The sequence below is a fragment of the Vibrio rotiferianus genome (assembly GCF_002214395.1).
Taxonomy (GTDB): domain Bacteria; phylum Pseudomonadota; class Gammaproteobacteria; order Enterobacterales; family Vibrionaceae; genus Vibrio; species Vibrio rotiferianus.
Genome location: NZ_CP018312.1, coordinates 2,703,275 through 2,728,691, shown reverse-complemented (window position 1 = coordinate 2,728,691; position 25,417 = coordinate 2,703,275). Strand labels below are relative to the sequence as shown.

The following is a 25,417-nucleotide window of genomic DNA, read 5'->3' as shown; positions in this document are numbered from 1 at the left end:
CTATAACAAATTAAATTGTTGCTGACTAATTAAACAGGGTTACGCTTTTAAATCTAGCATAAGTGCTAGCAGCTCCCTTTTCTCTTCGGCTGATAAACCGACACTTCTTGCTTTGGCCTGCAGGTTTTCAATTTGCTTTTCTACGCACTGGGCAATTATTTTGTCCAGTGAGTCTAAAAATATTTCTTCTTGGTTGTCCTCATCAAGTGGGATATCCCAACTCGCGAGACGAGACAGAAGGGTCTCATTTTGGCTATTTCGCCAATGCTCTAATAATTGGCCTGTGTTGATATGGGGATGTGCCTGACATTTATCAAGTACATCAACAAATAAACTTAGGCCTGGTATGGATAAATCTCTCACTGAGGAAAGATCCGGTACCATTTGAGCATAGCTTGGATTCTGAATAAGTAGAGCGATTACCTCACGCATTGGAGTTCGTTTGATCTCTTTGTGCGGCTGAGGTCGAGTTTCGCTTGCTTTCTTACGTGGTTGGCGTAAGCGGTTATCAAAACCCGTGCGCTCATCAAGCAATTTTTCGAGTAACTCCTGAAAGTATGGATCAGGAATCTTGTCGATCAAGGCGCTAGCATAGGCACGTAGTGCCGACTTTCCTTCATTGTTGCCCAAGTTAATTTGGTGCAATTCAATCAAGTTATCAAATAAGTAGCTTGATAATGGAGTTGCTTGCTCAATTTGTTGCTCGAAGGCCTGTTTGCCATATTTGCGAACATAGCTATCTGGGTCTTCGCCATCAGGTAAGAACAAGAACTTCAAGGTGTTACCCGTTTTTAGGTATTGAAGTGCATTTTCTAGCGCGCGCCATGCAGCTTCTTTACCTGCGCGGTCACCATCGTAGCAACACACTACGGTATTGGTCTGACGGAACAGCATTTGGATGTGATCGCCAGTTGTTGACGTGCCCAATGAAGCGACAGAGTAATCTACGCCATATTGCGCTAACGCGACAACATCCATATAGCCTTCAACCACTAAAACTCGTGGTGGTTCACGATATGCCTGCAAAACTTCATAAAGGCCGTAAAGCTCTTTACCTTTATGAAAAATAGGCGTTTCTGGTGAGTTGAGGTATTTCGGAGTACCATCACCAAGTACACGGCCACCAAAGCCGATCACTCGACCACGACGGTCACGAATTGGGAACATAATACGACCACGGAAGCGGTCATAGCGGTTACCTTTATCGTTTTCAATCAACATGCCGCCAGTAACCAGCATGTCTTGGTTGTCTTTATTCTGGCCGAAGTTCTTACGGACTAAGTCCCATTCATCCGCTACATAGCCGATGCCAAACTTCTGCACGATTTCGCCAGACAGCCCACGATCTTTTAGGTACTCAATGGCGACTTTGCTTGCTGGTTGCTTGAGTTGGTTACGATAGAACTGAGCAATACTGCCCATCAAATCGTAAAGGCTACGCTTTTCGCTGCTGCTTGCTTGAGGGCCAGAGTTAAATTGACCACCGCTGCCGCTGCGCTGTTCGCGTGGAACATCCAAACCAAGATAAGACGCTAGCTCTTCAATCGCTTCGACAAACTCTAAGCGCTCGAACTCCATGATAAAATCGATGGCATTGCCGTGCACGCCACAGCCAAAACAGTGATAAAACTGCTTTTCTTGGCTTACGCTAAATGATGGGGTCTTTTCGTTGTGAAACGGGCAACAAGCACCGTAGTTTTTACCTTTTTTCTTAAGTTTCACGCGTGCGTCGATGATATCGACAATATCGAGTCGAGCTAGGAGGTCATCAATAAAACTGCGAGGGATGTGTCCAGCCATAAAACCTAACAAAAAAAGAAAATCATGATTGGTATGAATGGGTTACAGGGAAAAGCATGAGCACTGCTTTTGTTATTCCATTCTGCCAGATACAAACAAGCCGTGCGTTCCAAAGGATAGCACGGCTTGCTGCAATTGGGTGGGGTATTAAGCCAATTTAGCGCGAACTAGACCGCTTACTTTACCCATATCTGCACGCCCTTGAATTTGCGGTTTCAGAACGCCCATTACTTTGCCCATGTCTTGCATGCCAGCTGCACCAGATTCAGCAATTGCACTCTCAATAAGAGCTGCAACTTCTTCGTCTGTCAGTGGTTGAGGCATAAAGTCCTCAAGAACGGTAATTTCAGCTTGTTCCGCATCAGCAAGATCTTGACGACCCGCTGCTTCAAATTGCGTTACAGAATCGCGACGTTGTTTAACCATCTTGGTCAATACAGCAAGGATGTCGTCTTCGCCCAGAGTGATCTGTTCGTCAACTTCACGTTGCTTAATTGCTGATAGAGCTAAACGAATAGTACCAAGGCGCAATTTGTCCTTGGCTTTCATCGCTAATTTTTGCTCTTCTTTGAGTTTATCAATCAGAGCCATAACTAAATTCCTTTCCGGAGCTCAGTTATTAGTACAGGCGAACGCGACGAGCGTTTTCGCGAGCTAGCTTCTTAGCGTGACGCTTTTGAGCTGCTGCTTTAGCGCGTTTGCGAACTGTAGTTGGTTTTTCGTAGTGCTCACGACGACGCACTTCAGAAAGGATACCTGCTTTTTCGCAAGAGCGCTTGAAACGACGTAGAGCAACGTCGAACGGTTCGTTTTCACGTACTTTAACTACTGGCATATGCCTTTCACCTCAGGGGTTATTCGTTAACGCTGGAATTTAATGAACCAAATCACAATTGTTTGGTCAGTTACCAGCTTGATCAAAAATGGTGCGGAATTTTAATCCGATCAACACGGCTTTGTAAAGCCTTTTATCGCTTATTGTCTGTACAAAATTTGTTTGAAGCACCAAGGCAGGGTAATATGACGCCCAAATTTCCTCTATATAGAAAGCATACTGAGATAACCATGCGCATTATTGGTATTGAAACCTCTTGTGACGAGACTGGCATCGCGATTTATGACGATGAAAAAGGTCTTTTATCACACAAGCTTTACAGCCAAGTAAAACTTCACGCAGATTATGGTGGCGTGGTGCCTGAGTTGGCTTCACGTGACCATGTTAAGAAAACCATCCCTCTTATCAAAGAGGCGCTGAAAGAAGCAAATTTGACTTCTAAAGACATCGACGGTGTAGCATACACAGCAGGCCCTGGTTTGGTGGGCGCACTGCTTGTTGGTGCAACTATTGGTCGCAGTATTGCTTACGCTTGGGGTGTGCCAGCGGTGCCAGTTCACCATATGGAAGGTCACCTATTAGCGCCTATGTTAGAAGATAATCCACCACCGTTCCCATTTGTGGCGGTATTGGTATCGGGCGGCCACTCAATGATGGTAGAAGTGAAAGGCATCGGCGAGTACAAAATCCTAGGTGAGTCTATTGATGACGCTGCGGGTGAAGCATTCGATAAGACGGCGAAACTAATGGGCTTGGATTACCCTGGTGGCCCACTATTATCTAAGCTGGCAGAAAAAGGCACGCCGGGTCGCTTTAAATTCCCACGCCCTATGACCAACGTACCTGGCTTGGACATGAGTTTCTCTGGTTTGAAAACTTTTACTGCGAATACCATAGCTGCAAATGGTGATGATGAACAAACGCGTGCAGATATTGCTTTCGCATTTGAAGAAGCGGTATGCGCTACTCTAGCAATCAAATGTAAACGTGCATTAGAGCAAACAGGCATGAAGCGCATCGTTATTGCCGGTGGTGTAAGTGCTAACCGTCGTTTACGTGCAGAGCTAGAAAAACTCGCGAAGAAAGTAGGCGGTGAGGTTTACTACCCTCGTACTGAGTTTTGTACCGACAACGGTGCGATGATTGCTTATGCAGGTATGCAGCGCCTTAAAAATGGCGAAGTAGCAGATATGGCAGTAGAAGCGCGTCCACGTTGGCCAATTGATCAGTTAACACCAATCGCTTAATCAAACTTTTGAGTAAAGGTTTGAAATAGATATAAGCCAATAAAGGTCTCTGCTTATCAGAGGCCTTTATTTTTAGCTATTTTGCTGAAAAATATCATGAAGGGCATCGACTGATGGGAGCAGTTCTGTTTCTTTTCAGTGATAGGATAGTGCGCAAGAATAATAAATGGACATAACAATGAACAAGTTTGAAATTGAAGGCCAGCAACTTGCTTACCTCGATAAGGGGGAAGGTCCAGTTTTGCTATTTGGTCACAGCTACCTGTGGGACAACCAAATGTGGGCTCCACAGATCGAAGTGTTGAGCCAATCATACCGTTGTATCGTGCCAGATCTTTGGGCACACGGTGAGTCGGATGCTGCACCCGCTTCAACACGATCTTTGGTGGATTACGCTCAACATATGCTGGCGTTGATGGATCATTTAGAGATCGAGCAGTTTTCTATTGTGGGCTTATCTGTGGGCGGTATGTGGGGGGCTGAGCTTACTGCTCAAGCACCGCAGCGCGTGAAATCACTAGTTTTGATGGATACATTCATTGGTCTAGAGCCAGAAGTGACGCACAAAAAGTACTTTGCAATGCTAGATACTATTAGCCAAGTTCAAGCCGTGCCAGCTCCGATTGTTGAAGCCGTAACACCGCTGTTCTTTGCCAACAATGCCGAGCAAGTGAATCCGGAGTTGGTGGCTTCATTCAAACAGAGCTTAGCAGCATTGCAAGGTGAGCGCGCAGTCGAAGTGGCTCGTGTTGGGCGTATGGTGTTTGGCCGTCGTGATGTGATTGAAGATTCTGAAATGTTCGCATTGCCAACTTTGATTGCGGTTGGTCGTGAGGATAAGCCACGTCCGGTCTTTGAATCTTACTTAATGAATGATTGCATTACGGGCAGTGAGTTAGTGGAGATTCCCGAAGCGGGGCATATTAGTTCTCTGGAGCAGCCAGCTTTTGTGAACCAAATGCTATTGAGCTTTTTAAACAAAGTACACGCATAGTTCAGCTATCAGCGGCTCAAGACGAAAAACTCGGCATTAGGCCGAGTTTTTTTCTGCTAATTTTTTCTCACCGATTTTAGGTTCTTCTCCTGATAAGAGGCGACGAATGTTCTGATGGTGCTTAAGCACTATTAAGCAACAGAGCATAGCTACGGGGAGAGTATATTGCGGTTTAAACATCCAAGCATAGAAGGGGGTTACCAATACCGTGACGAGAGCCGCCAGAGAAGAATAACGAAACAGAATGGCTACTGAGAGCCAAGTCAGCATCACGAGTCCTGTCAGATCTAAACCTATCGGGGCTATCGCACCAAGTGCTGTTGCGACGCCTTTTCCACCTTTAAAATGGAAGAAGATCGGATACATGTGACCAAGACACGCTGCAATAGCGACTACGCCAAGAATGATAGGATCGATACCAAGAAAGTAACCACTCCAGACGGGGATGGTACCTTTTAGCATGTCACATAATAAAACTGCTGCTGCTGCTCCTTTACCTCCAATCCTTAATACATTGGTGGCTCCGGGGTTGTTTGACCCTACATCCCTTGGGTCTGGCAATTTAAGCAGACGACAAATCAGCACCGCACTAGAGATTGACCCCAGTAAATAGGCTGCCATCGTCATTATCAGTGCCAGTGCGTCCATAGAAGTCCTTGATGGATTGGAATTTAATGCTCATATCCCCGGTTGTTGGTATCATACCGCGAATTTACATATTGCAAAAATACTCTCTGCGATTGAACTTGCATTGTGTCATGTTCTGTATATAAAGAATTCTCGCAGATAGCTAATTTTACGATCAAAACCCTTCAGTCGGGTATCCGACCTCTGCAATAAAGGACAGAAGATGGCTCTGGATAAAGTATTTATTGAACAGTTAGAAGTAATCACCACTATCGGTGTATACGATTGGGAGCAGCAGATTAAGCAAAAGCTGGTTCTCGATATCGAAATGGCACACGACAACAAACCGGCGGGCAAAAGTGATGATGTTCAAGATGCGTTAGATTACTCTCAAGTGAGCGAAGCGGTATTGAATCACATCGAAAATGGTCGCTTTTTGTTAGTTGAGCGTGTCGCAGAAGAGATCGCAGAGCTAATTATGCAACGCTTCTCCGTGCCTTGGGTAAAAATTCGTTTGGCAAAACCAGGCGCAGTTCCTCAAGCTCGTGCTGTTGGTGTGGTCATTGAGCGAGGCGCCGCATGATAAAAACGTATATCGGCGTGGGCTCCAATATAGATAGAGAGCATCATGCGCATGTTGCTTATCAAGAGCTGCAAAAGCTAGGATTCGATCTTTGTGTGTCGCCGATATATGAATGCGAGCCAATCGGCTTTAGCAGTCAAAATTTCTACAACTTTGTAATTAGTTTTGTTACGGAGTTGTCACTCGAAGAGTTGAGTGTTCGTTTACGCGAGATTGAATTTAAGTGGGGACGTGAGGAAAATGCGCAGAAATATCAGGATCGAACCTTAGATCTCGATATAGTCCTATTCGGTGAGAGTATATCGCAGCAAAAGCCCGAGCTGCCGCGCAGTGACATCTACAAATATCCTTTTGTCACGAAGCCCTTATATGATCTCGAACCAAATTTAGTGATCCCCGGCGATGGACGAACAATCGCAGATATTTGGCAGACCATGAAGTCAGTATCTTCGCTTAAACCCGTTTCTTTTTCGCTTTAATTTTTGAGTTGTTTACATGAGTTACTTTGAAGCCTTTATTTTGGCTCTGATTCAGGGTCTGACAGAGTTTTTGCCAATTTCCAGCTCTGCTCACTTGATCCTGCCATCAGCCATTCTTGGTTGGGAAGACCAAGGCTTGGCATTTGATGTTGCCGTTCACGTTGGTACGTTGATGGCGGTGGTGATCTATTTCCGACAAGAAGTGATCACGCTTTTCCAAGCGCTATTTGCCTCGATCTTTAAAGGCGATCGCAGTAAAGAAGCAAAACTAGCATGGATGATCGTGATTGCGACGATCCCGGCGTGTGTGTTCGGTTTGCTGATGAAAGACATCATTGAGGTTTACCTTCGCAGTGCTTACGTTATTGCGACCACTACGATTATTTTCGGCCTGCTACTTTGGTGGGTGGATAAGAATGCCAAGTTGGTTGCCGATGAGTACCAAACGGGCTGGAAGAAAGCTCTATTTATTGGTATCTCACAAGCGCTGGCAATGATCCCTGGTACGTCACGCTCTGGTGCAACAATTACGGCAGCACTTTACTTAGGCTTCACCCGTGAAGCTGCGGCGCGTTTCTCATTCCTAATGTCTATTCCAATCATCACTTTGGCTGGTGGTTATCTAGGCATGAAGTTGGTGACCAGTGGTGAACCAGTACACATCGGTTTCTTGCTGACAGGTATCGTGACTTCATTTATCAGTGCCTACATCTGTATCCACTTCTTCTTGAAGATGATTTCACGTATGGGTATGACTCCATTTGTGATTTACCGTTTGATTCTAGGTTTCGGTCTGTTTGCGTTTCTGCTAACGGCTTAAATCCAATCCAAATGAAAACGCCCGCTTTCTATAGCGGGCGTTTTTGTTTGTTCGTTATGTACCTATTGGTCTATTTTCCTAGTGTGACCCTGACCGCTTCAATGCGACGCTTCTCTTGTTCATCGCGAATCGCTGGGCCTTTGAAGCCATCTTTGATAATCACTTGTACATCGACCGCTGCTGCGGCTTGGTAAGCTTGCATAAACAGCTGTGCTTGTGGGTAAGGCTGGTTTTCTAACCCTTTACGGCCAGCGTGGTCGGCTTGGCAGCAAATCAAGATATCTTGTAAGCGTTCGGACTTACGCCATACATCAAATTTGTTAAGGATCTTAATGATGGTTTGTGGTTTGAGTTCACCAGCACGATGGATATTCGAGTGCTGCTCACACACCATTAACGCTAAGTCGCGGAACTCATTCGGTACGCGTACACGATCACATAACTTTTTTATCAGCTTCAAGCCAGTGTGAGAATGCATTTTATGGCTTGGCCACTCATTCTCTGGCGTCACACCTTTACCCAGATCATGTACTTGCGCTGCAAATCTGACTGGCAGCGAGTTACTGAGCTTTGCAGCTTGTTCTGCCACCATTAAGGTATGGATTCCAGTGTCGATTTCTGGATGCCATTTTTCAGGTTGAGGTACACCAAAAAGTGCATCAATTTCAGGCAATACGACTGCTAATGCACCGCACTCTTTAAGTACAGATAAGAATACATCTGGACGTGATGTAGAAAGCGACTTGTACCATTCTTGCCAAACACGTTCTGGTGTCAGCGTACTCAGCTCACCAGATTCCGCCATGTCGCGCATAAGCTGCATGGTTTCATCTGCTACACTGAAATCTAAGTGCGCTAACTTAGCTGCAAAACGGGCTACGCGGAGGACACGAAGAGGATCTTCGCTAAATGCGTTAGAGACGTGCCGTAACAGTTTAGCCTGTAGATCTTGCTGGCCTCCGTAGGGATCGTAAAGTTTGCCGTTATCATCCATTGCCATGGCATTAATGGTGAGGTCTCGACGGATCAGATCATCTTCTAAGGTAACACTTTGATCAAAGAAACACTCAAAGCCAGTATAGCCAGAGCCTGACTTTCTCTCAGTTCTCGCAAGGGCGTGCTCTTCTTTACTTTTGGGGTGCAAGAACACAGGAAAGTCTTTACCTACTGCTGTATAACCTTGGCTGAGCATGATTTCTGGCGTTGCTCCAACCACAACCCAGTCTTTGTCATAGCTATCAATGCCAAGTAGATGATCTCGAACCGCACCGCCAACTAAATAAACTTGCACGCATTACCTCTTAATTTATTGATATGACGTTGGACATTGTAGCAAGCAATGGTAATTTGCATTACTCCTAAAAGAACTAAAACGAAGATGTCGAGTCTCTTTTAGGTCTATGAAGGAATTTCCCGATTCAATTACGGGAGGGTTTTAGCTGGAGATCCTATGTATAAGGACTTTTTCGGGTTTGTTGAACTGCCATTTTCTATTGTTCCAAACTCGCGTTATCTGTATTTGAGTCAACGTCACAAAGAGGCAATTACGCATCTTCAGGCGGGGTTAGGAGATGGTGGTGGTTTTGCCATGCTAACCGGTGAGGTAGGAACAGGTAAAACCACGGTTGCAAAAGCCATGCTCGCCAACCTGAATGAGGACACTAAAGCAGGGTTAATCCTTAACCCGACGTTCTCAAGTCGAGACTTACTAGAGGCTATTTGTGACGAATTCAACGTTGCCTATCCGCAAGAAGCGACGCTTAAGCAGCTCAATCAAGCTATCTATGAATATTTGAAGCACAACCATAAATCTGGTTGGCAAACGCTACTAGTGATTGATGAAGCACAGCATTTAGCAGCAGATGTGCTTGAACAATTGCGTCTGTTGACCAACCTAGAAACGGATACTCGAAAACTACTTAAAGTACTTTTGGTCGGTCAGCCAGAGTTGCAACGCTTATTACAAACGACACAGCTACGTCAGCTTGCGCAGCGTATTACAGGTCGTTATCACTTGCTACCACTGGATGAAAAGGAAACCGCAGACTACATCACGTTCCGGCTGCATACTGCTGGTGGTGATAAACAGTTGTTTGATCGCAGTTCGACCAAGTTGATTGCAAAATACAGTCACGGTATCCCGCGTCTGATAAACCTGATTTGTGATAAGTCCCTGAACATCAGTTACCACAAAGGTAGCGTGGTCGTGGATAAACAAACGGTGCATCAAGCTTGTGAAGAGGTGATGCAGTTCCAAGCGGAGATTTATCAGCAAGATAAACCGATTCGCCGCAGTTTTGAATGGCCTGCGTGGGGCTCTGTCGCCATCGGTGTATGTGCTGCAATTGGGATTGGTTGGGTAGTGACGCAAAACGTGCCTCTGAAGCCGAGCCTGAATCCTGTGGTTGCTGAAGTTGCACAGACCACTCCTCACGCCGCCGCGCCTGTCGTTTATGAGCAATTGACCAATGATCAGCGCGATACGTTGTTAGAGCAGACACAGTCGAACCTTGCGGTGAATGAGCTTTACAAGCTTTGGGGGTATCGTGCTTCGGTACGTGACAACTTGTGTTTATCGGAGCCTCAATCGACCATGCGTTGTGAACGTAAAATGGCGACATGGCCATTGCTGGTGCAGCAAAATCGTCCGGTTATTTTGGAGTTGAACTACCAAGGCCAAGTTGGCTATGTGATTCTTTATGCGATTGGTGATGACAAAGTTGAAGTGCTTAATGGCACTCAACGCCTTCGTTTGCCAGTTTCATGGCTCAAGCCATTGTGGCAGGGCAATATCATCGAGCTATGGCAAGCTCCGCTGAAAGATACGCTGCGCATGGATATGCAAGGACCTGCGATTGAAGTACTAGACCAGCTTTTAGCTGAGGCTGTAAGTGAACAGCCTTTAGGTACTGATATCTTTAATCGCCAGCTCAAAGAGCGGGTTGAATTGTTCCAACGTTGGCAAGGGATTGGCGTTGATGGTATTGCGGGTCAACGTACATTGGATCGCTTACAACAGAGTGTGCAGTCCAATGCTCCGGTGTTAGAACTTATCAATAAGGAGGGAGCATAATGTCAGTAATGAAGCATGTCGGACTCTTCTTATTACCTGTTAGCCTTACTGCCGTTGGTGCTGCTTGGTATTTAGATTTGTTTTCGCAACCACCTGCGGTATCTGATGCGGTAGAGACTCGAGACCCGCAGACTATAGCGGATGTAACTCAAGTGAGTCCAAGATTTGAAAGTCTGAGTTACCCCCAAGAACAACAACTAGCGCAATTGCCTCGCGAATGGCCGACGGCAGAGTGGCCACAGAACATTGGTACATTTGTTGAAGAGGGGCTCGCTGATAATGATGTGGTACAAGGTGAGAGTGAGTTATTAGCTTCGTCTATGCGTACGGAACAAACGAGCCCAACCATTCAGAGTCAAGATGATCTTGGACTATCACTTGATGATTTGGATTTGTCCTCACTATCTCCGGATTTGGCAATGAAAGTCGAAAACGCCTTGGCGAATAATCAGCAGCAAGCAATCACACAAGATGTAGCGGTTAATGACTTAGAGCGAGATGCTCAACAATGGCGTGGACGTCTTCCTGCCCTAAATCTTCAAACTCACATGTATTCCAGTGATACTCAGCGACGCTGGGTGAAGATCAATAATGTAGAGTACCACCAAGGTGATGTTGTTGATGGGCAAGTCACGCTAAAAGAAATTCAACCTCAAGCCGTCATTGTTGAGTTCCAAGGTGAACAAATTCGTATTCCGGCTCTGTATGAGTGGCAAGGTTAGTTTGGTACTTAAAACGAAAAAAGCCAGTCTAGTCGACTGGCTTTTATTTTATCTAAATAGGATGTTCTATGCCCAACCTGCTGGCGATTTCTTTCTACGTGGCATCACGTGAGGCAGAATCAAACCAAACAGAAGGCCAATACCAGCTACACCACCACCGTAAGTGAAATACTTAAGCAGCATGTCATCTTTCTGTGTATCTAGTTTTGCACGAAGTTCGCGGTTTTCAGTTTGTGCCGACGTTAGTTGGTCACTGATCTCTGAGTATTTTTTCTCTAGATCAGAGATCTGTTGGTTGCGCGTTTCTAGTGACGTGACTAGACCTGCTTTTTCAGTATCTGAATTCTGACGTGCGTTTGCTAGTTGTTCTTTTACTTCTTTCAACTCTTTTTCAACACGAGGTAGGCGGATAGCCATGCTCTCTTGGTTGGTCACGAACTTGCTTTGCACCCAACCAGTACGGCCGCGTGAGTCACGAACCTGGGTGTAACCCGTGTCTTTATTTGTTTGAAGAAGTTGTACTTTAGAACCTGCGTTAACACTACCCATAATGCGGTAGGTGTTGTTTGGACCAGAGTGCATAAAAGTGAATAGGTCATCAGAAATATAACGGTCTGCCGCTAGTGCCGTTGGCGCTGCTAGCAAAGTAAACAAAACCGTGATGATTAGTTTTTTCACAGTAAATCCCTTAACGATTTTCTTGGATACAGCTTTGGCACCGAATTATTGGAGCCGGAAATAGACGAATATTATGCAGTTTCAAACGTTGGTGCAACAAAGAAGGGAGGCAAAGCCTCCCTTTCTGTGCGTTTGAGTCAATAATGACAATACGCTAACAATCTATAGACTCGTGGTTCTTACGAGAATGCCGCTTGCAAACCGTAGAAGAATACCACTGCCAATAGTGCACCTGCTGGTAGTGTAACAATCCATGATGCCACGATGTTACGAACCACGCCTAGGTTAAGTGCTGCGATACCGCGAGCGAAACCAACACCTAGAACCGCACCAACCAGTGTTTGTGTGGTAGAGATAGGTAGGCCAGTACCTGACGCTAGAACTACTGTACATGCTGTTGCTAACTGAGCAGCAAAGCCACGGCTTGGTGTTAGTTCAGTGATACCTGTACCAACCGTCGCCATTACTTTGTGACCGAGTGTTGCAAGACCAACCACGATACCGAAACCACCTAGAGGAAGAATCCACCATGCGATTGTGCTTTTCGCTGTTACTTCACCCATGTGTTCAACAGTTGAAACAACCGCTGATAGTGGGCCGATCGCGTTCGCTACGTCGTTAGAGCCGTGAGCGAATGCCATCGCACACGCTGTGATAACCATTAGTACGCTGAAGATGCCTTCAACGCCAGCAAAGCTGCGGTCTTCTTCACGGTTTGCGAATTTCTTCTGAATGTAGATGTAGCCACCTACCATTACTAGTGCAGAAACCGCTGCAGCCCACATCCATGCTTCACCATTGCTTAGGTGTAGACCTACGTGCTTCAGACCTTTCTTGATAGTTACTAGTGCAATCACCATGGTAGTGATGAACATGTAAACTGGAACGAAACGTTTTGCGTTGAATAGTGGGTTCTCAGTATCAAAGATCAGACGCTGTGCGCTGACAAAGATAACGTAAGCAAAGAAGCCTGAGATAACCGGAGTAATGATCCAGCTACCGACAATCCCTTGAACACTGCCCCAGTCAACCGCTTCTGTACCTACAGACACACACGCAAAACCGATGATTGCACCGATGATTGAGTGAGTAGTTGATACAGGCCAGCCCATGTAAGAAGCAAGTAGAAGCCAAGTACCAGCCGCAAGAAGCGCTGACATCATGCCGTAGACAAGAATGTCAGGTTGGCTAGCAAATAGAGATGTTTCGATAACACCTTTACGGATAGTGTCGGTTACTTCACCGCCTGCAAGGTATGCACCCGCAAATTCAAAGATCATCGCAATGATGATGGCTTGTTTTACGGTTAGCGCTTTTGAACCTACAGATGTACCCATAGCATTAGCAACGTCGTTCGCGCCAATACCAATCGCCATCATGAAACCAAAAATCGCTGCAACAATAATCAGGACAGTGCCGTAGTTCGCAAGGATATCCATCGTAATACCTAGTTGTTTTATAACAAGCGGAACAAAATTTTACGCGCGTCAGACCAGAAGACGATGAATATTGTCATCGTCCACCTGACTCGCGTTAATAATGCTCTTCGTTATGTCGTTAACTTATGTTTTAAGATCGAGATAGCATGACTTCCAAACGAGCACCTACGCGCTGCGCTTGGTCGGCAATACCACCTACCCATTCAAGAATCTTGTACAAGAACATGACATCGATAGGATTCATGCTAGATTCAATCGTCATTAGCTGTTGACGAAGTTCAATCTGCATTGCATCGGTATCATCTTCAATAACGTCCAACTGATGAATCATTTCAGCAACGAGCGTTACTTCGCGGCCTTTGAAGCCGGTCTCTAGGAGTTCATCAAGTTCGTTGATTACTTTTTGCGCTTGATCAGCCGCATCAAGACAACGTTGAACGTATGCGAGGAAGTTTGGTTGGAGAACCTCAGGAATGACAAGTTGACGACCATATACACGGCCAGCAATGTCTTTTGCCAAGTTCGCAAGTTTGTCTTGTTGAGTCAGAAGCTCAAGCATGTCAGTACGATCGACTGGCATGAACAAACCGCGAGGCAGTTTTAGACGGATTTCACGTTTCAGCACGTCCGCTTCTTTCTCTAGATGAGAAATTTGAGAACGGATCTCAGATGCTTTTTCCCAGTCACCCTTTGAAGAGACTTCAAAGAACTTAACTAGGTGTGAACAACATTCGTTGACACACACAACGTGGCGCTGCAAAGGCTTAATTGGGGACTTTGCAAATAACCCCATAATTGTATTTACTGGCATGGTCATTCAACCTAATAGCTATAACCTTAAAAAAACATACACCATTTCTTGGCGAAATGTTGAACGATGGCTATAAAGGCGCGCATGTTAACGCATTAAATCGCTCATTAAAACTGTTTTAGATCATCATTCGGGTGATATTTCTTTCTTGCCGTGTGAGAAATTAGGCAATATCCTGTTTCTATCTGCTTTGAAAGGTATAGCTATGGAAACCGAGATAGAACTGAAGTTTTTTGTTTCTCCTGAATTTTCAGAAACTTTAAGAGCTAAAATTTCCGAAACAAAAGTACTTCAGCACAGTAGTCGTGACTTGGGTAACACCTATTTTGATACCGCTGACAAATGGCTAAGAAAGCACGACATTGGTTTAAGAATTCGCCGTTTTGATGATGTTTTTGTCCAGACTGTAAAAACAGCAGGACGCGTTGTAGCGGGCCTTCACCAAAGACCAGAATACAATGCTGAGCACACCAGTAATGAGCCAGACCTCACGCTTCATCCTTCTGACATTTGGCCAGCAGGTAAAGATGTCACAACACTGCAAGCGGAATTGACGCCTCTATTCTCTACTAACTTCACACGTGAACAATGGCTGATTGGTATGCCTGATGGCAGCCAAATCGAAGTTGCCTTCGACCAAGGAGCTGTGATTGCTCAAGGTACGGACGGAGAAGAGAAGCAAGACCCTATCTGTGAAGTTGAGCTTGAGCTGAAATCTGGCCAGACAGACGCACTATTTACCCTTGCTCGCAGCTTGTGCGAAGCGGGTGGTATGCGCCTTGGTAATCTAAGCAAAGCTGCGAAGGGTTACCGATTAGCGAGTGGCTATGCGGGTGATGAAGTAAAACCGCTAGCACTGGTCGACAGCAGTAAAAACGACACCGTGGAATACTGCCTGATTAACTCGTTAGAGCATGCACTATCGCATTGGCATTATCACGAGCAAATCTTTACAGAACGTGATTGTGTGGAATCTCTGCGAGAAATCGTCAATGCGATTCGCTTTATCCGCCAAACCTTCACTATTTTTGGCAGCATGGTACCGCGCCGAGCAAGTGCAATTCTGCGCCAAGAAATGAAGTGGTTAGAAGAAGAGCTTGAGTGGCTAGATGAACACGCACACTTAGAAGAGCTGCTAGATGATAAAGGCAACGTGCTGCGTAAGCTGGACGCGCGTAAGTTCCTTGTATCCGAGCTGACTCAACAGTTGGGTGAGTTACCAAGCCGTGAAGAAGTGTTAGAGCTACTGAGCTCGGCACGTTACACCGGTTTGCTATTGGATTTGAGCCGTTGGATCTTAACGCGTGGCTGGCAGCCATTCTTAGATGATAAAGCGCGTGAGAAGATGTCGAGTAATATCCAACCTTTCTCAGTGAAGCAACTGGATCGTACATGGGCGGAGTTGATGGAAGCGTTCCCTGCGGAGCGTGAGCTATCCGCTCAAGAGTATGTGGATCAGCGCTACCGTTTACTGCGTAACTTGTACACAGGTATTGGATTTGCGAGCTTATATGATGCAGAAGAGCGCAATACCTTCCGTCTTCCTTGGGCTGACTTGGTTCATGGCATTGATGATTTGCTAATGCTGAATCATCTACTGCCTTTAGTCGGTATGTTAGAAGGGGAAGAGCAAGAACAATTAGAACGTTGGTTGCATCGCCAAGAGCGTTCCATTCTGCATGCGATGGATCAGACTCGCGCTATCGGTGTTGAAGTCGAGCCATACTGGCAAGAATAGCAACGAAAATAGGACCGCAAGGTCCTATTTTTTTGCCTGTTGCTTTTGATCATGCAGTTCATCTTCTATAGATTGCAGTCGATTTAAGATCTGTTCCTGTCTATCTAATACCTGTTCTAACAGCTTTTCTTTGTTTTTCGAACGATGGTCTTGCTGTCTGGTTGGCGCGGTAAGAATCGACGTAATCAAACCAGAAATCATACCGAAAATGCCGACACCACAAATGATGATCAGCACAGCAAGCAATTTTCCACCTGTTGTAACGGGATAATGATCGCCATAACCGACGGTTGAGATGGTAACAAATGCCCACCATAAAGCGTCTGTGCCTGTCTGGATGTTGGCGTCTGGATTTTTACCTTCAATAAACAGCATGGCGCTAGAACCAAGGGTTATCAGAACCACCATCAATAATAAAATCGAGGCTAAAGTGGTCTCTTTGCGGTTATTCTTGAGCTGATAAAGAATGAACTTTGATGATCTAAGTACCAAAATTACGCGCAAAATATGAAACAGCCTAGCAAAGCGAAGAGGCTCAATCATTGGGATGCTTGCCACAAAATCGATCCAGTGGTGTTTGAAATATGACCAACGATCTGTGGCTCGGATCAAATCTATGGTGAGCTGTAATAGAAAAACACTACAGATTATAAAATCGAGACCGATAAGAACTTGACGGGTTTCATGTGTAATCGGCAAAAATAGTAAGCCTGAGATCACAAATAGCGCCATAAATGACAGGATCAGTGACAGCAGGCTCATCGGTTTAGTGCTGTCTTTGGTATTATTGCTTTTCATACGAAGCTCGAAATAAATAGCACAACTGTGACTATAAGTTGGCGAAATATAAAGACTATATAAGACTCGGTGGAGAACTGACAATGGAAAAGCTGGCATTCAAGCCATGGGAAAGGGTAATTTCCGATATTAAGCTCGTTCCGAAAATGGTCATGTTGATGGTATTTAGTACCGTCTTAATCGTGGCGAAACAACTTTGGGATGCGAGTACCTTCTACGATTCACTACTCGCGGCAACACAGAATGAACAAGTTGCCCAACAACATTATGAAGCTTACTTAACACAAGTTGCATGGCAAACTGCATTACTCATTGCGGTATTTGTTGTACTACTTCTAGCAGCAGCACGCGTGATGTTGCGTCAGACGCAGTATTTGAATGATGCGATTAAACTCATGGCTAGCAAGGATCTTTCCGTACCTTTCGGGATGGACTGTAAAGATGAATATGGTGACGTTGCGCGTGAACTGGAGAAAACTCGTCGCCAACTACACGACGTAATTCAAATGCAGATTAATGCATCCGATGAGCTTGCAACGCTCACTGAAGTGATGACTTTGAGCATGTCCGAAACGAAAGAGTCGGCACAAGAAGAGTTTAACGAAATAGACCAACTTGCCACGGCAATGAGTGAGATGTCTTCGACGGTCCAAACCGTTGCAGATCACGCTCAAACGGCTTCTTCCCTCACGGAACAAGCATCAACGCAAGCGGTAACAGGCCAGCAGTTCCTACAAAACACTATGTCCAAGATGAGCGAACTGTCTTCAGACATTGCTTCTTCGGCAAGTGCGGTAAATCAAGTCGAAGAGCGTGTGGATGCGATCGGCAGTGTCGTGGGCACTATTCAAGGCATTTCAGAGCAAACTAACTTACTAGCACTAAATGCAGCGATTGAAGCGGCACGTGCTGGTGAAGCGGGTCGAGGCTTTGCGGTCGTTGCGGATGAGGTTCGTAACCTTGCACAGCGTACTCAACAAGCGACAGTAGAAATTCAAGAAATGATCACTCAGCTTCAAGCGAGCGCTACTTCAGCGGTTGAGTTGATGGAGAAGAGTGTGGTTGAAGCCGCTGAAGGTGTTGAACTGGTATCGAATGCTGGCTCTGAGCTAGATGGTATCGTCGGCCAAGTCACGCAAATCAACGATATGAATTTCCAGATTGCGACAGCGTCGGGTCAGCAAAGCAGCGTGGCAGAAGAAATGAGCCAGAACCTAACCAACGTTCGTGAGCTTGTAGAAGCTTCCGTCGTGGTGGTTACAGAGCTTCTTGAAACTTCTGAAATGATGCAAGGCAATGCCGAAGAGTTAGACAAGAAGATTAAATCTTTCCAGGTCTAAAGGCTGACAAGCTTTGATAAAACGCCCACAAACCTTTTGTGGGCGTTTTTATTTGTGCCAACTCTGGTATAAAAGGGTGATACCACAGTGCTTTTCACACAAGGAAGAAAAATGCAGCTGCCTTCGTCACTGATTTCTGTCGCCGATGCTGCGGTTCAAAATGCCGAGCAAGCGGGATATTTTCAACAATGGCCAACCGAGATTGCAGAGCAGTTTCGGTTTGTATCTGGCCTTAGCAAGTTCGTTACCGAAGCGATTCACCGTGATGAGAAACTTGCACAAGACTTGCCAACCATGCTGGCAGAAAGCAGTCGACAACAAGCGTATCGTGCACGCCTCGCGGATCTTTTAGCTGAATGCCAAGATGAAATGGCTGGCCATCGTGTGCTGCGTCAGTTCCGTAATCGCGAAATGGTCTACATTGCGTGGAAAGACTTTACTCATAGTTGGACACTAGAAGAGTCACTTGGTCATTTGTCTCAATTGGCCGAAGCGATGATCTTCGAAACTTACCAATGGCAATACAAGATTTGCTGCAACGAATGGGGCACGCCAACTAATGCCGAAGGTGAAGCGCAACCTATGCTGATCATCGGCATGGGTAAACTTGGCGGTGGCGAGCTGAATTTCTCTTCCGATATCGATCTGATTTTCACTTATCCAGAAAACGGTGAGACGCAAGGCGCGCGCCGCAGTATTGCCAATGCGCAGTTCTTTACCCGTTTAGGCCAACGCATCATTAAAGCACTCGATCAACAAACCTTTGATGGCTTCTGTTACCGCGTGGACATGCGTTTGCGACCGTTTGGTGAAAGTGGCCCGTTGGTAATGAGTTATGCGGCTTTAGAGGATTACTATCAAGAACAAGGACGAGATTGGGAACGTTACGCGATGATTAAAGCGCGCGTGATGGGCAGCGAAATGTATCCGCAATATCAAGAGTTGCGCCAGATGCTGCGTCCGTTTGTTTTCCGCCGTTATATCGATTTCAGTGCGATCCAATCTCTGCGCCGTATGAAATCAATGATCAGCAGTGAAGTGCGCCGTCGTGGTTTGAGTAACAACATTAAGCTTGGTGCAGGTGGTATTCGTGAGATTGAGTTTATCGCTCAAGTGTTCCAGTTGATTCGTGGTGGTCGCGAGCCATCTCTACGTGGTCGTGGCCTGCTAGAAACCTTGAATGCCATTGGTGAGCTCGCTCAGCTGACTCAACCGGAAGTCGATAACCTTGAAGCGGCTTATAAATATCTCCGTCAGCTAGAAAACCTACTACAAGCGATGGCCGATAAGCAAACTCAAACTTTGCCGGATTGTGAAGATGAGCAGCTAAAACTTGCTACTGCGATGCGTTTTGAATCTTGGGATGAATTGCTTGTTCAAACGCAGCAACATATGGCAAATGTACACAAGGTGTTTGAAAGCTTAATCGGTGACGATGAAGAAGATGAAACAGAAGCGGTCGCTCGTCATTTCCATGAGTTGTGGGATATGGCGACTAAGCAAGATGTGTTAGAAAATGTTCTGCAGCAGGATATCAAAGTGGATAACTCTGAAGAACTCGCAAAGACCATCATGCAGTTTAAAGCAGACTTAGCTAAGAAAACGCTTGGCCCTCGCGGTCGAGAAGTGTTGACTAAGTTAATGCCAAAAGTCTTCGATGCAGTATTTGCCCACCCAGATGCGCAATTTGGCTTACCGCGAGTGTTGCACTTACTGCATAACATCTGCACCCGTACCACTTACCTTGAATTGTTAGATGAACATTCGGCAGCGTTAGTGCAATTGGTTCGCCTTTGTACTGCAAGCCCGATGATTTCTGAGCAGTTATCGCGTTATCCAATACTGCTTGATGAGCTGATAGACCCACAGCATCTTTACAACCCAATCCCCCTAGACAGTTACCAAACTGAACTGCGTGATTTCCTTGCCCGTATCCCTGAAGATGATATGGAACAGCAGATGGAAGCGCTGCGTCAGTTTAAGCAAATCTGCATCCTCCGCATTGCGGCTGCCGATATTGCTGGCGTGTTGCCTGTGATGAAAGTAAGTGATCACTTAACCTACTTGGCAGAAGCGATTGTCGAAGCGGTAGTGAACCAAGCTTGGTTGCAAGTGTCTGAAAAATATGGTGAACCAACTCATGTAAAAGATCGTGAAGGTAAAGGCTTCGCTGTGATTGGTTATGGGAAAGTCGGCGGTTGGGAGCTGGGTTATAACTCGGACCTGGATATTGTATTTATGCACGATTGTCCTGTGAACGTGTATACCGATGGTAAGAAAGAGATTGATGGCCGCCAGTTCTATCTTCGTTTGGCACAACGCATCATTCATATTTTCTCAACCCGCACTGCATCAGGCATTCTGTACGAAGTGGATACTCGCTTACGTCCGTCTGGTGCTTCGGGTTTGTTGGTAAGCCCAACCGATGCGTTTGATGATTATCAACACCAAGATGCGTGGACATGGGAGCATCAGGCGTTAGTACGTGCTCGCATGATCTATGGTGATGAGCCATTAGCGATCGCCTTCCACAACACGCGTCATGATGTGTTGTGTAAACAGCGTGACGAAGACACTCTAAAGAAAGAAGTGGTCGATATGCGTGAGAAAATGCGTGACCACTTGGGTGGGAAAAAGTCCGGTCGCTTTATGCTTAAGCAAGATAACGGCGGCATTACCGATATTGAATTTCTCGCTCAATACCTAGTGCTCAACTACAGTCACAATAAGCCGAAGCTGATTCGCTGGTGCGATAACGTACGTATTTTTGAAACCTTGATAGCGCAAGGTGTCATGGAAGAAGATCAAGCGATGCAATTGACGCGCGCATACACATCAATGCGCGATGAGATTCATCGTCGCAACTTGCTCAATTTGGATGCCGATGTGGCGGAAGAGAAATTTGTTGCAGAACGAGAGTGGGTGAAGCAAGCATGGAATCAATGGTTTGCCTAAGCATAAGTAGTGCACAAGGTTCAGCCTAGAAAAAGGCTGTGTTAAACTCATCACGATTTAATTTTTGGAGACCAATAATGAAACCAATTCTACCTGATTACAACAGCGCTGGTGTGCTAATCATCGGTGATGTCATGCTAGATCGTTACTGGTATGGCCCAACTGGACGCATCTCCCCTGAAGCGCCAGTACCTGTTGTTAAAGTAGAAAACAATGAAGAGCGTCCGGGTGGTGCTGCGAACGTCGCAATGAATATCGCTTCACTCGGCGGTCATGCTCACATTGTTGGTCTAACAGGCATGGATGAGCCAGCGAAAGTACTGACGGAAACGCTGAACTCGCTCAAAGTAAAATGCGATTTCGTGGCATTGCCTGAATATCCAACCATTACGAAGCTACGTGTGATGAGTCGTGGTCAGCAGTTGATTCGCCTTGATTTCGAAGACAAGTTTGAAAACACCGATCCAGAGCCAGTGTTGTCTCGCATGGAAACCGCATTGCCAGCAGTGAAAGCGGTGATCATGTCTGACTACGCGAAAGGGTCTTTGGAGCACGTTCAGGCATACATCCAAAAAGCACGTGCAGCGAATATTCCTGTATTCATCGATCCGAAAGGTGCGGACTTTGAGCGTTACCGTGGCGCAACACTACTAACGCCAAACATGAAAGAGTTTGAAGACGTAGTCGGTAAAGTGAAGTCTGAGCAAGAGTTAGTAGAAAAAGCACTAGCACTGGTTGAAGAATTCGACTTTGAAGCACTATTGGTAACACGCAGCGAAAATGGCATGACACTTATTCGTCGTGGTCAAGAGCCGTTCCATTTACCTACTCAAGCGAAAGAAGTGTACGACGTGACAGGTGCGGGCGATACGGTTATCTCTGTATTGGCAGCATCGGTAGCGGCGGGTAAATCATTTGAAGAGGCATGTGCACTAGCCAATGCAGCAGCAGGTGTTGTGGTTGGCAAGCTAGGTACATCAACCCTATCTGAGATTGAATTGGCGGAAGCGATTCATGGTAGTCAAGATACCGACTACGGTGTGATTTCAGAGCAAGCACTGATCGAAGCTGTGAAGAAAGCACGCGCGAAAGGTGAGAAGGTGGTGATGACCAATGGCTGTTTCGACATCCTACACGCTGGTCATGTGTCTTACTTAAACCATGCTGCTGAACTTGGCGATCGCCTTATCGTTGCGGTCAACACTGACGATTCCGTTAAGCGCCTAAAAGGCCCTGGTCGCCCAGTAAACCCGACAGACCGTCGTATGGCAGTATTGGCAGGTCTAGGTGCAGTTGATTGGGTCGTACCTTTCAGTGAAGACACGCCTCAGCGTTTGATTTCTGAAGTGTTGCCAAGTTTGCTAGTAAAAGGCGGTGACTACAAACCAGAAGAGATTGCTGGTGGTAAAGAAGTGATTGCCGCAGGCGGTGAAGTTCGCGTACTGAACTTCGAAGATGGTTGCTCAACCAGCGAAATCATTAACGCAATCAAAGGTGGTAAGGGCTAATTCGTTTCTCGCCAAATTGATTACTAAAGGTCGCTTTCGAGCGACCTTTGTTGTTTTTGAAGGAGTGAATGTAACCACAAACGCATTCCAGTCCTCCCCCTTTTCAAGGGGAGTTAGAGGGGCTTAATGCTCGATCTGATTGAAAACCAGTGTCGTCAATTAGATCGAGAAGCAACCCCTCCCTAACCCGCTCCTTCGAAAGGGGAGGGAATCTAAAGCGCACTTGGCTTGGTTACTTACCCCAACAAAAAAACGCCAGTTGAAAACTCAACTGGCGTTTTGTGTGTTACTTAGATATCGATGCTTATTTTGCTGGCTTCAGGCCTGCATCAACATCTAGGACATCTTGCTCGCTCAGTGTACCAACCGCTTGACGCAATTGAAGTACGCTTAAGATGTAATCGTAACGAGCATTAGATAGGTTTTTGTTGGCATCATATAGACGACGAGTTGAGTCTAGAACGTCTACGATGGTACGAGTACCTACATCAAAACCTGCTTCAGTCGCTTCTAGCGCAGATTTCGCAGAAACAACAGATTGCTCATAAGCTTTTAACGCGCCAATTGAAGCGTTAATGTTGTTGTTTTGCGCACGAACATCTTTTACTACGCTGCGGTATTCTTTTTCTAAATCTTCACTTGCTGCAACGTATGCGAATTCAGCTTGTTTCGTTTTAGAAGTAATGTTGCCACCAGTGTATAGAGGCACAGCTAGGTTAACGCCGATGTTAAAGCCATCAGTGGTGTTGTCGTTAATACTTTCTGCTTGGTCAGAATAGTTGTAACCACCATCTAGCGATAGCGTTGGCAAGTGACCAGAGCTTGCTAGAGAGATGTTATCGCGAGCAATATCTTGTGAGATACGTGCAGACAATAGGCTCAAGTTTTCAGTTTTTGCTTGGTCAAGTAAAGCTTCTGCAGTGGCGTTCGATGGGCTTGCTGAGAAACGCGCAGTATCAAGAATATTCAGGTTTTTATGTTCCTGACCTGTGATTTCACGTAGCGATTCGTAGCTGTTGATCAGTGAGTTTTCTGCCAACACTTCATCAGCTAGTACTGCATCGTATTGAGCTTGTGCATCGTGTACGTCAGTAATTGCTGATAGACCTACTTCAAAGCGTTGCTTTGTTTGTTCTAGCTGACGGCCAACGGCAGCTTTTTCTGCACGAACAAACACTAGGTTATCTTGCGCTCGTAGCACTTCGAAGTATGCCTGAGAGACACGTAGGATTAAGCCTTGTTGTGTTGCCGCGTAAGATGCATCTGATTTACGCGCGGTTTTTTCAGCGGTATCTAATGTGATCCAAGACGCTCGGTTGTAAAGCTCTTGAGAGAAGCCAACGCCTGCAGATAGAACATTTTTATCATTTGAGATACTGCTGCCTGCGTCAGGATCAGTATCACCACGAGTTAGGTTGTATCCTGCGGTCAAGTTAATTTGAGGTAGTAGGGCACTGCGGCTAGAGTTGATTGCTTCAAAAGCAGCGTCGCGCTGTGCTGCAACACTCAGTAGTTGAGGATCATTTTGTTTTGCTAAATCGTAGATTTCTGCAAGAGAGTCTGCCAATGCAGATGTACTCATACTACCTAGCGCTGCACTGATAAAAAGTGGAAGCAGTTTTTTCATTTTCTATTCCCGCGGTCAATAGATTGGTTAATTCTCAGTAGTTTAACTCAATTTGAACGATATTTACTCTAAACTTTGCACTTTTTTACACTTAATTATCCACTCGTGCAATAAATTTTTGGGATTTGCTTAAAATTATTTATAACTATTATATAAAAAGTTGAGCAATGTCCTTTGAGCAAGCTCAGAACAATGAGTAAACTACACGATTCACTCAAAGAGGTGTTGAATGCAACAGTGTGACAAGCAACAGAATGATTTTACTCCACAGGATGTGGAAATAATCTCAAAAGAAACCGTATTTAAAGGCTTCTTTAAAATGGTGAAATACCGTTTTAAGCATAGGTTGTTTGCTGGTGGATGGAGTGACGTTGTTGAACGAGAAATGTTCGAGCGTGGTCATGCTGCTGCTATGCTCCCGTATGACCCTGTGACTGATCAGGTTGTGATCATTGAACAGATCAGAGTGGGAGCGTTGGAACATTCACACCCATGGCAGTACGAAATTGTCGCTGGCATGATTGATCGCGATGAATCTGCTGAAGAGGTGATTCGTCGAGAAGCGGAAGAAGAAGCGGGTATTCAAGTCGGACGTGTGGCTTCGGTAACCTCTTATTATCCTTCTTCTGGCGGTTGTTCTGAAAAGCTGGATGTATTCATTGGCGAAGTGGATGCAACTAAAGCGCATGGCATTCATGGTTTAGACTATGAGAATGAAGATATTCGAGTCCATGTCCTTAGTCGTGAAACCGCGTATCAATGGGTGAAAGACGGTAAATTCGAGAATGGTGCATCTATCATTGCATTGCAATGGCTGCAATTGAACCATGAGGAATTGACGTCACAATGGGGAGTTCCCCCTACGGTGGAGAATGAGTAATGGCACAAGTAGCTGAAAAACGACGATATCATGTCGACTTAGCGGGTCTAATGAGAACATATGAGACCAACTACGCTAAGCTGAACGCGTTACTGCCTGCCTCTGCCGAAGTTGGTGATGTTCGCTGCTATCAAGCTGCGAGTATGGTCTACCAATTGACCGTGAATGAAATCACAAAATACACCACAGTTGTTGAGATATGTCAGAGTGATGAAACACCAGTGTTTCCTTTACCGACGATGTCTGTCAGGCTTTATCACGATGCGAGAGTTGCTGAAGTATGTTCAGGTGGAGAATTTTCTCGCATTAAAGCTAAATATGATTATCCCAACGACCAGTTGATGCAAAGAGATGAAAAGCATCAGCTCAATACATTCCTTGGTGAATGGCTGACGTTCTGTTTACGAAGTGGTATTAGTAGAACACCACTTGCCTTCAATTGATTGTCAGCTCATTAAGGGAA

General features: G+C 45.6%; 23 protein-coding genes. 13 read left to right on the top strand and 10 right to left on the bottom strand.

What is annotated here, in order from left to right; genetic code table 11:
- Window positions 1-39: 39 nt before the first annotated feature.
- The 3 genes from dnaG to rpsU all read right to left on the bottom strand — a co-directional run bounded on the left by dnaG (window position 40) and on the right by rpsU (window position 2,635).
- On the bottom strand, window positions 40-1,800 hold the full coding sequence (dnaG, locus tag BSZ04_RS21715; protein ID WP_010445685.1) for a DNA primase: 1,761 nt from the start codon (window positions 1,798-1,800) through the stop codon (window positions 40-42).
- Window positions 1,801-1,947: 147 nt separating this feature from the next.
- Window positions 1,948-2,391 (bottom strand): GatB/YqeY domain-containing protein, encoded by a 444-nt coding sequence (locus BSZ04_RS21710; RefSeq protein ID WP_088881350.1) that lies wholly within the window; start codon window positions 2,389-2,391, stop codon window positions 1,948-1,950.
- Window positions 2,392-2,419: 28 nt separating this feature from the next.
- The gene (gene rpsU / locus BSZ04_RS21705) at window positions 2,420-2,635 is read right to left on the bottom strand and encodes a 30S ribosomal protein S21 (RefSeq protein WP_001145625.1); all 216 of its coding nucleotides are present in this window, start codon (window positions 2,633-2,635) and stop codon (window positions 2,420-2,422) included.
- 230 nt (window positions 2,636-2,865) lie between these two features.
- Between rpsU and tsaD the strand changes: the two genes are divergently transcribed.
- Window positions 2,866-3,882, top strand: a complete 1,017-nt coding sequence (gene tsaD / locus BSZ04_RS21700) for a tRNA (adenosine(37)-N6)-threonylcarbamoyltransferase complex transferase subunit TsaD (protein WP_088881349.1) — start codon at window positions 2,866-2,868, stop codon at window positions 3,880-3,882.
- 178 nt (window positions 3,883-4,060) lie between these two features.
- Window positions 4,061-4,876, top strand: a complete 816-nt coding sequence (locus BSZ04_RS21695; protein ID WP_071234939.1) for an alpha/beta fold hydrolase — start codon at window positions 4,061-4,063, stop codon at window positions 4,874-4,876.
- Between the two features lie 36 nt (window positions 4,877-4,912).
- On the opposite strand, the gene plsY is transcribed toward BSZ04_RS21695, so the two are convergent.
- Window positions 4,913-5,524, bottom strand: coding sequence for a glycerol-3-phosphate 1-O-acyltransferase PlsY (plsY, locus tag BSZ04_RS21690; RefSeq protein WP_010445793.1), 612 nt, complete (start codon window positions 5,522-5,524; stop codon window positions 4,913-4,915).
- Between the two features lie 202 nt (window positions 5,525-5,726).
- On the opposite strand from plsY, the gene folB reads away from it, so the two are divergent.
- Genes folB through BSZ04_RS21675 form a run of 3 tightly spaced genes read left to right on the top strand, consistent with a single transcriptional unit; the run spans window position 5,727 to window position 7,385 of the window.
- Window positions 5,727-6,086 (top strand): bifunctional dihydroneopterin aldolase/7,8-dihydroneopterin epimerase, encoded by a 360-nt coding sequence (folB, locus tag BSZ04_RS21685; RefSeq protein ID WP_088881348.1) that lies wholly within the window; start codon window positions 5,727-5,729, stop codon window positions 6,084-6,086.
- Entirely contained in the window at window positions 6,083-6,565 is a 483-nt protein-coding gene (gene folK / locus BSZ04_RS21680) for a 2-amino-4-hydroxy-6-hydroxymethyldihydropteridine diphosphokinase (protein WP_038885791.1), read from the top strand. The genes folB and folK overlap by 4 nt, the downstream gene beginning before the upstream one ends.
- 16 nt (window positions 6,566-6,581) lie before the next feature.
- Window positions 6,582-7,385, top strand: a complete 804-nt coding sequence (locus tag BSZ04_RS21675) for an undecaprenyl-diphosphate phosphatase (protein ID WP_038885790.1) — start codon at window positions 6,582-6,584, stop codon at window positions 7,383-7,385.
- A gap of 70 nt (window positions 7,386-7,455) precedes the next feature.
- Here BSZ04_RS21675 and BSZ04_RS21670 read toward each other — a convergent pair whose 3' ends face one another.
- Complete coding sequence (locus BSZ04_RS21670) at window positions 7,456-8,676, bottom strand: multifunctional CCA addition/repair protein (protein ID WP_088881347.1); 1,221 nt, start codon at window positions 8,674-8,676, stop codon at window positions 7,456-7,458.
- 159 nt (window positions 8,677-8,835) lie between these two features.
- Here BSZ04_RS21670 and BSZ04_RS21665 point away from each other — a divergent pair, with 159 nt between their 5' ends.
- Window positions 8,836-10,458, top strand: a complete 1,623-nt coding sequence (locus tag BSZ04_RS21665) for an ExeA family protein (protein WP_088881346.1) — start codon at window positions 8,836-8,838, stop codon at window positions 10,456-10,458.
- The gene (locus BSZ04_RS21660) at window positions 10,458-11,180 is read left to right on the top strand and encodes a general secretion pathway protein GspB (RefSeq protein WP_038885786.1); all 723 of its coding nucleotides are present in this window, start codon (window positions 10,458-10,460) and stop codon (window positions 11,178-11,180) included. The genes BSZ04_RS21665 and BSZ04_RS21660 overlap by 1 nt, the downstream gene beginning before the upstream one ends.
- Before the next feature lie 66 nt (window positions 11,181-11,246).
- Here BSZ04_RS21660 and BSZ04_RS21655 read toward each other — a convergent pair whose 3' ends face one another.
- From BSZ04_RS21655 to BSZ04_RS21645, 3 genes are all read right to left on the bottom strand, one after another.
- Window positions 11,247-11,858 carry a TIGR04211 family SH3 domain-containing protein gene (locus BSZ04_RS21655; protein ID WP_088881345.1) on the bottom strand — a complete coding sequence of 204 codons (612 nt, stop codon included), beginning with the start codon at window positions 11,856-11,858 and terminating at the stop codon, window positions 11,247-11,249.
- A gap of 179 nt (window positions 11,859-12,037) precedes the next feature.
- Complete coding sequence (locus BSZ04_RS21650; protein ID WP_045386495.1) at window positions 12,038-13,297, bottom strand: inorganic phosphate transporter; 1,260 nt, start codon at window positions 13,295-13,297, stop codon at window positions 12,038-12,040.
- A gap of 130 nt (window positions 13,298-13,427) precedes the next feature.
- Window positions 13,428-14,108 carry a TIGR00153 family protein gene (locus tag BSZ04_RS21645; protein ID WP_010445801.1) on the bottom strand — a complete coding sequence of 227 codons (681 nt, stop codon included), beginning with the start codon at window positions 14,106-14,108 and terminating at the stop codon, window positions 13,428-13,430.
- Window positions 14,109-14,313: 205 nt separating this feature from the next.
- Here BSZ04_RS21645 and BSZ04_RS21640 point away from each other — a divergent pair, with 205 nt between their 5' ends.
- Window positions 14,314-15,846, top strand: a complete 1,533-nt coding sequence (locus BSZ04_RS21640) for a CYTH and CHAD domain-containing protein (protein ID WP_010445802.1) — start codon at window positions 14,314-14,316, stop codon at window positions 15,844-15,846.
- 24 nt (window positions 15,847-15,870) lie between these two features.
- Here the strand turns inward: BSZ04_RS21640 and BSZ04_RS21635 are convergent, their stop codons facing one another.
- Window positions 15,871-16,644 (bottom strand): ion transporter, encoded by a 774-nt coding sequence (locus tag BSZ04_RS21635; protein ID WP_088881344.1) that lies wholly within the window; start codon window positions 16,642-16,644, stop codon window positions 15,871-15,873.
- A gap of 83 nt (window positions 16,645-16,727) precedes the next feature.
- Here BSZ04_RS21635 and BSZ04_RS21630 point away from each other — a divergent pair, with 83 nt between their 5' ends.
- From BSZ04_RS21630 to hldE, 3 genes are all read left to right on the top strand, one after another.
- A complete protein-coding gene (locus tag BSZ04_RS21630; protein ID WP_010445804.1) occupies window positions 16,728-17,984 on the top strand; it encodes a methyl-accepting chemotaxis protein in 1,257 nt (418 codons plus the stop codon).
- 111 nt (window positions 17,985-18,095) lie between these two features.
- A complete protein-coding gene (gene glnE, locus BSZ04_RS21625; protein WP_088881343.1) occupies window positions 18,096-20,939 on the top strand; it encodes a bifunctional [glutamate--ammonia ligase]-adenylyl-L-tyrosine phosphorylase/[glutamate--ammonia-ligase] adenylyltransferase in 2,844 nt (947 codons plus the stop codon).
- Window positions 20,940-21,016: 77 nt separating this feature from the next.
- On the top strand, window positions 21,017-22,447 hold the full coding sequence (hldE, locus tag BSZ04_RS21620; protein WP_088881342.1) for a bifunctional D-glycero-beta-D-manno-heptose-7-phosphate kinase/D-glycero-beta-D-manno-heptose 1-phosphate adenylyltransferase HldE: 1,431 nt from the start codon (window positions 21,017-21,019) through the stop codon (window positions 22,445-22,447).
- A 304-nt stretch (window positions 22,448-22,751) separates the two neighbouring features.
- On the opposite strand, the gene tolC is transcribed toward hldE, so the two are convergent.
- Window positions 22,752-24,074, bottom strand: coding sequence for an outer membrane channel protein TolC (tolC, locus tag BSZ04_RS21615; RefSeq protein ID WP_088881341.1), 1,323 nt, complete (start codon window positions 24,072-24,074; stop codon window positions 22,752-22,754).
- A 229-nt stretch (window positions 24,075-24,303) separates the two neighbouring features.
- On the opposite strand from tolC, the gene nudF reads away from it, so the two are divergent.
- Both nudF and BSZ04_RS21605 read left to right on the top strand, forming a co-directional pair.
- Complete coding sequence (nudF, locus tag BSZ04_RS21610) at window positions 24,304-24,954, top strand: ADP-ribose diphosphatase (RefSeq protein WP_038884173.1); 651 nt, start codon at window positions 24,304-24,306, stop codon at window positions 24,952-24,954.
- Window positions 24,954-25,397, top strand: coding sequence for a DUF1249 family protein (locus BSZ04_RS21605; protein ID WP_010445813.1), 444 nt, complete (start codon window positions 24,954-24,956; stop codon window positions 25,395-25,397). Before nudF ends, BSZ04_RS21605 begins: the two co-directional genes overlap by 1 nt.
- Window positions 25,398-25,417 lie beyond the last annotated feature (20 nt).

Excerpts from the sequence above, each read along its gene's own strand:
- BSZ04_RS21645 (WP_010445801.1), bottom strand. The coding sequence starts at position 14,108 with ATGCCAGTAAATACAATTATGGGGTTATTTGCAAAGTCCCCAATTAAG.
- BSZ04_RS21630 (WP_010445804.1), top strand. The coding sequence starts at position 16,728 with ATGGAAAAGCTGGCATTCAAGCCATGGGAAAGGGTAATTTCCGATATT.
- dnaG (WP_010445685.1), bottom strand. The coding sequence starts at position 1,800 with ATGGCTGGACACATCCCTCGCAGTTTTATTGATGACCTCCTAGCTCGA.
- glnE (WP_088881343.1), top strand. The coding sequence starts at position 18,096 with ATGCAGCTGCCTTCGTCACTGATTTCTGTCGCCGATGCTGCGGTTCAA.
- hldE (WP_088881342.1), top strand. The coding sequence starts at position 21,017 with ATGAAACCAATTCTACCTGATTACAACAGCGCTGGTGTGCTAATCATC.
- BSZ04_RS21605 (WP_010445813.1), top strand. The coding sequence starts at position 24,954 with ATGGCACAAGTAGCTGAAAAACGACGATATCATGTCGACTTAGCGGGT.
- BSZ04_RS21640 (WP_010445802.1), top strand. The coding sequence starts at position 14,314 with ATGGAAACCGAGATAGAACTGAAGTTTTTTGTTTCTCCTGAATTTTCA.
- BSZ04_RS21695 (WP_071234939.1), top strand. The coding sequence starts at position 4,061 with ATGAACAAGTTTGAAATTGAAGGCCAGCAACTTGCTTACCTCGATAAG.
- folK (WP_038885791.1), top strand. The coding sequence starts at position 6,083 with ATGATAAAAACGTATATCGGCGTGGGCTCCAATATAGATAGAGAGCAT.
- rpsU (WP_001145625.1), bottom strand. The coding sequence starts at position 2,635 with ATGCCAGTAGTTAAAGTACGTGAAAACGAACCGTTCGACGTTGCTCTA.
- plsY (WP_010445793.1), bottom strand. The coding sequence starts at position 5,524 with ATGGACGCACTGGCACTGATAATGACGATGGCAGCCTATTTACTGGGG.
- BSZ04_RS21710 (WP_088881350.1), bottom strand. The coding sequence starts at position 2,391 with ATGGCTCTGATTGATAAACTCAAAGAAGAGCAAAAATTAGCGATGAAA.
- nudF (WP_038884173.1), top strand. The coding sequence starts at position 24,304 with ATGCAACAGTGTGACAAGCAACAGAATGATTTTACTCCACAGGATGTG.
- BSZ04_RS21660 (WP_038885786.1), top strand. The coding sequence starts at position 10,458 with ATGTCAGTAATGAAGCATGTCGGACTCTTCTTATTACCTGTTAGCCTT.
- tolC (WP_088881341.1), bottom strand. The coding sequence starts at position 24,074 with ATGAAAAAACTGCTTCCACTTTTTATCAGTGCAGCGCTAGGTAGTATG.
- BSZ04_RS21675 (WP_038885790.1), top strand. The coding sequence starts at position 6,582 with ATGAGTTACTTTGAAGCCTTTATTTTGGCTCTGATTCAGGGTCTGACA.
- BSZ04_RS21650 (WP_045386495.1), bottom strand. The coding sequence starts at position 13,297 with ATGGATATCCTTGCGAACTACGGCACTGTCCTGATTATTGTTGCAGCG.
- tsaD (WP_088881349.1), top strand. The coding sequence starts at position 2,866 with ATGCGCATTATTGGTATTGAAACCTCTTGTGACGAGACTGGCATCGCG.
- BSZ04_RS21635 (WP_088881344.1), bottom strand. The coding sequence starts at position 16,644 with ATGAAAAGCAATAATACCAAAGACAGCACTAAACCGATGAGCCTGCTG.
- folB (WP_088881348.1), top strand. The coding sequence starts at position 5,727 with ATGGCTCTGGATAAAGTATTTATTGAACAGTTAGAAGTAATCACCACT.
- BSZ04_RS21665 (WP_088881346.1), top strand. The coding sequence starts at position 8,836 with ATGTATAAGGACTTTTTCGGGTTTGTTGAACTGCCATTTTCTATTGTT.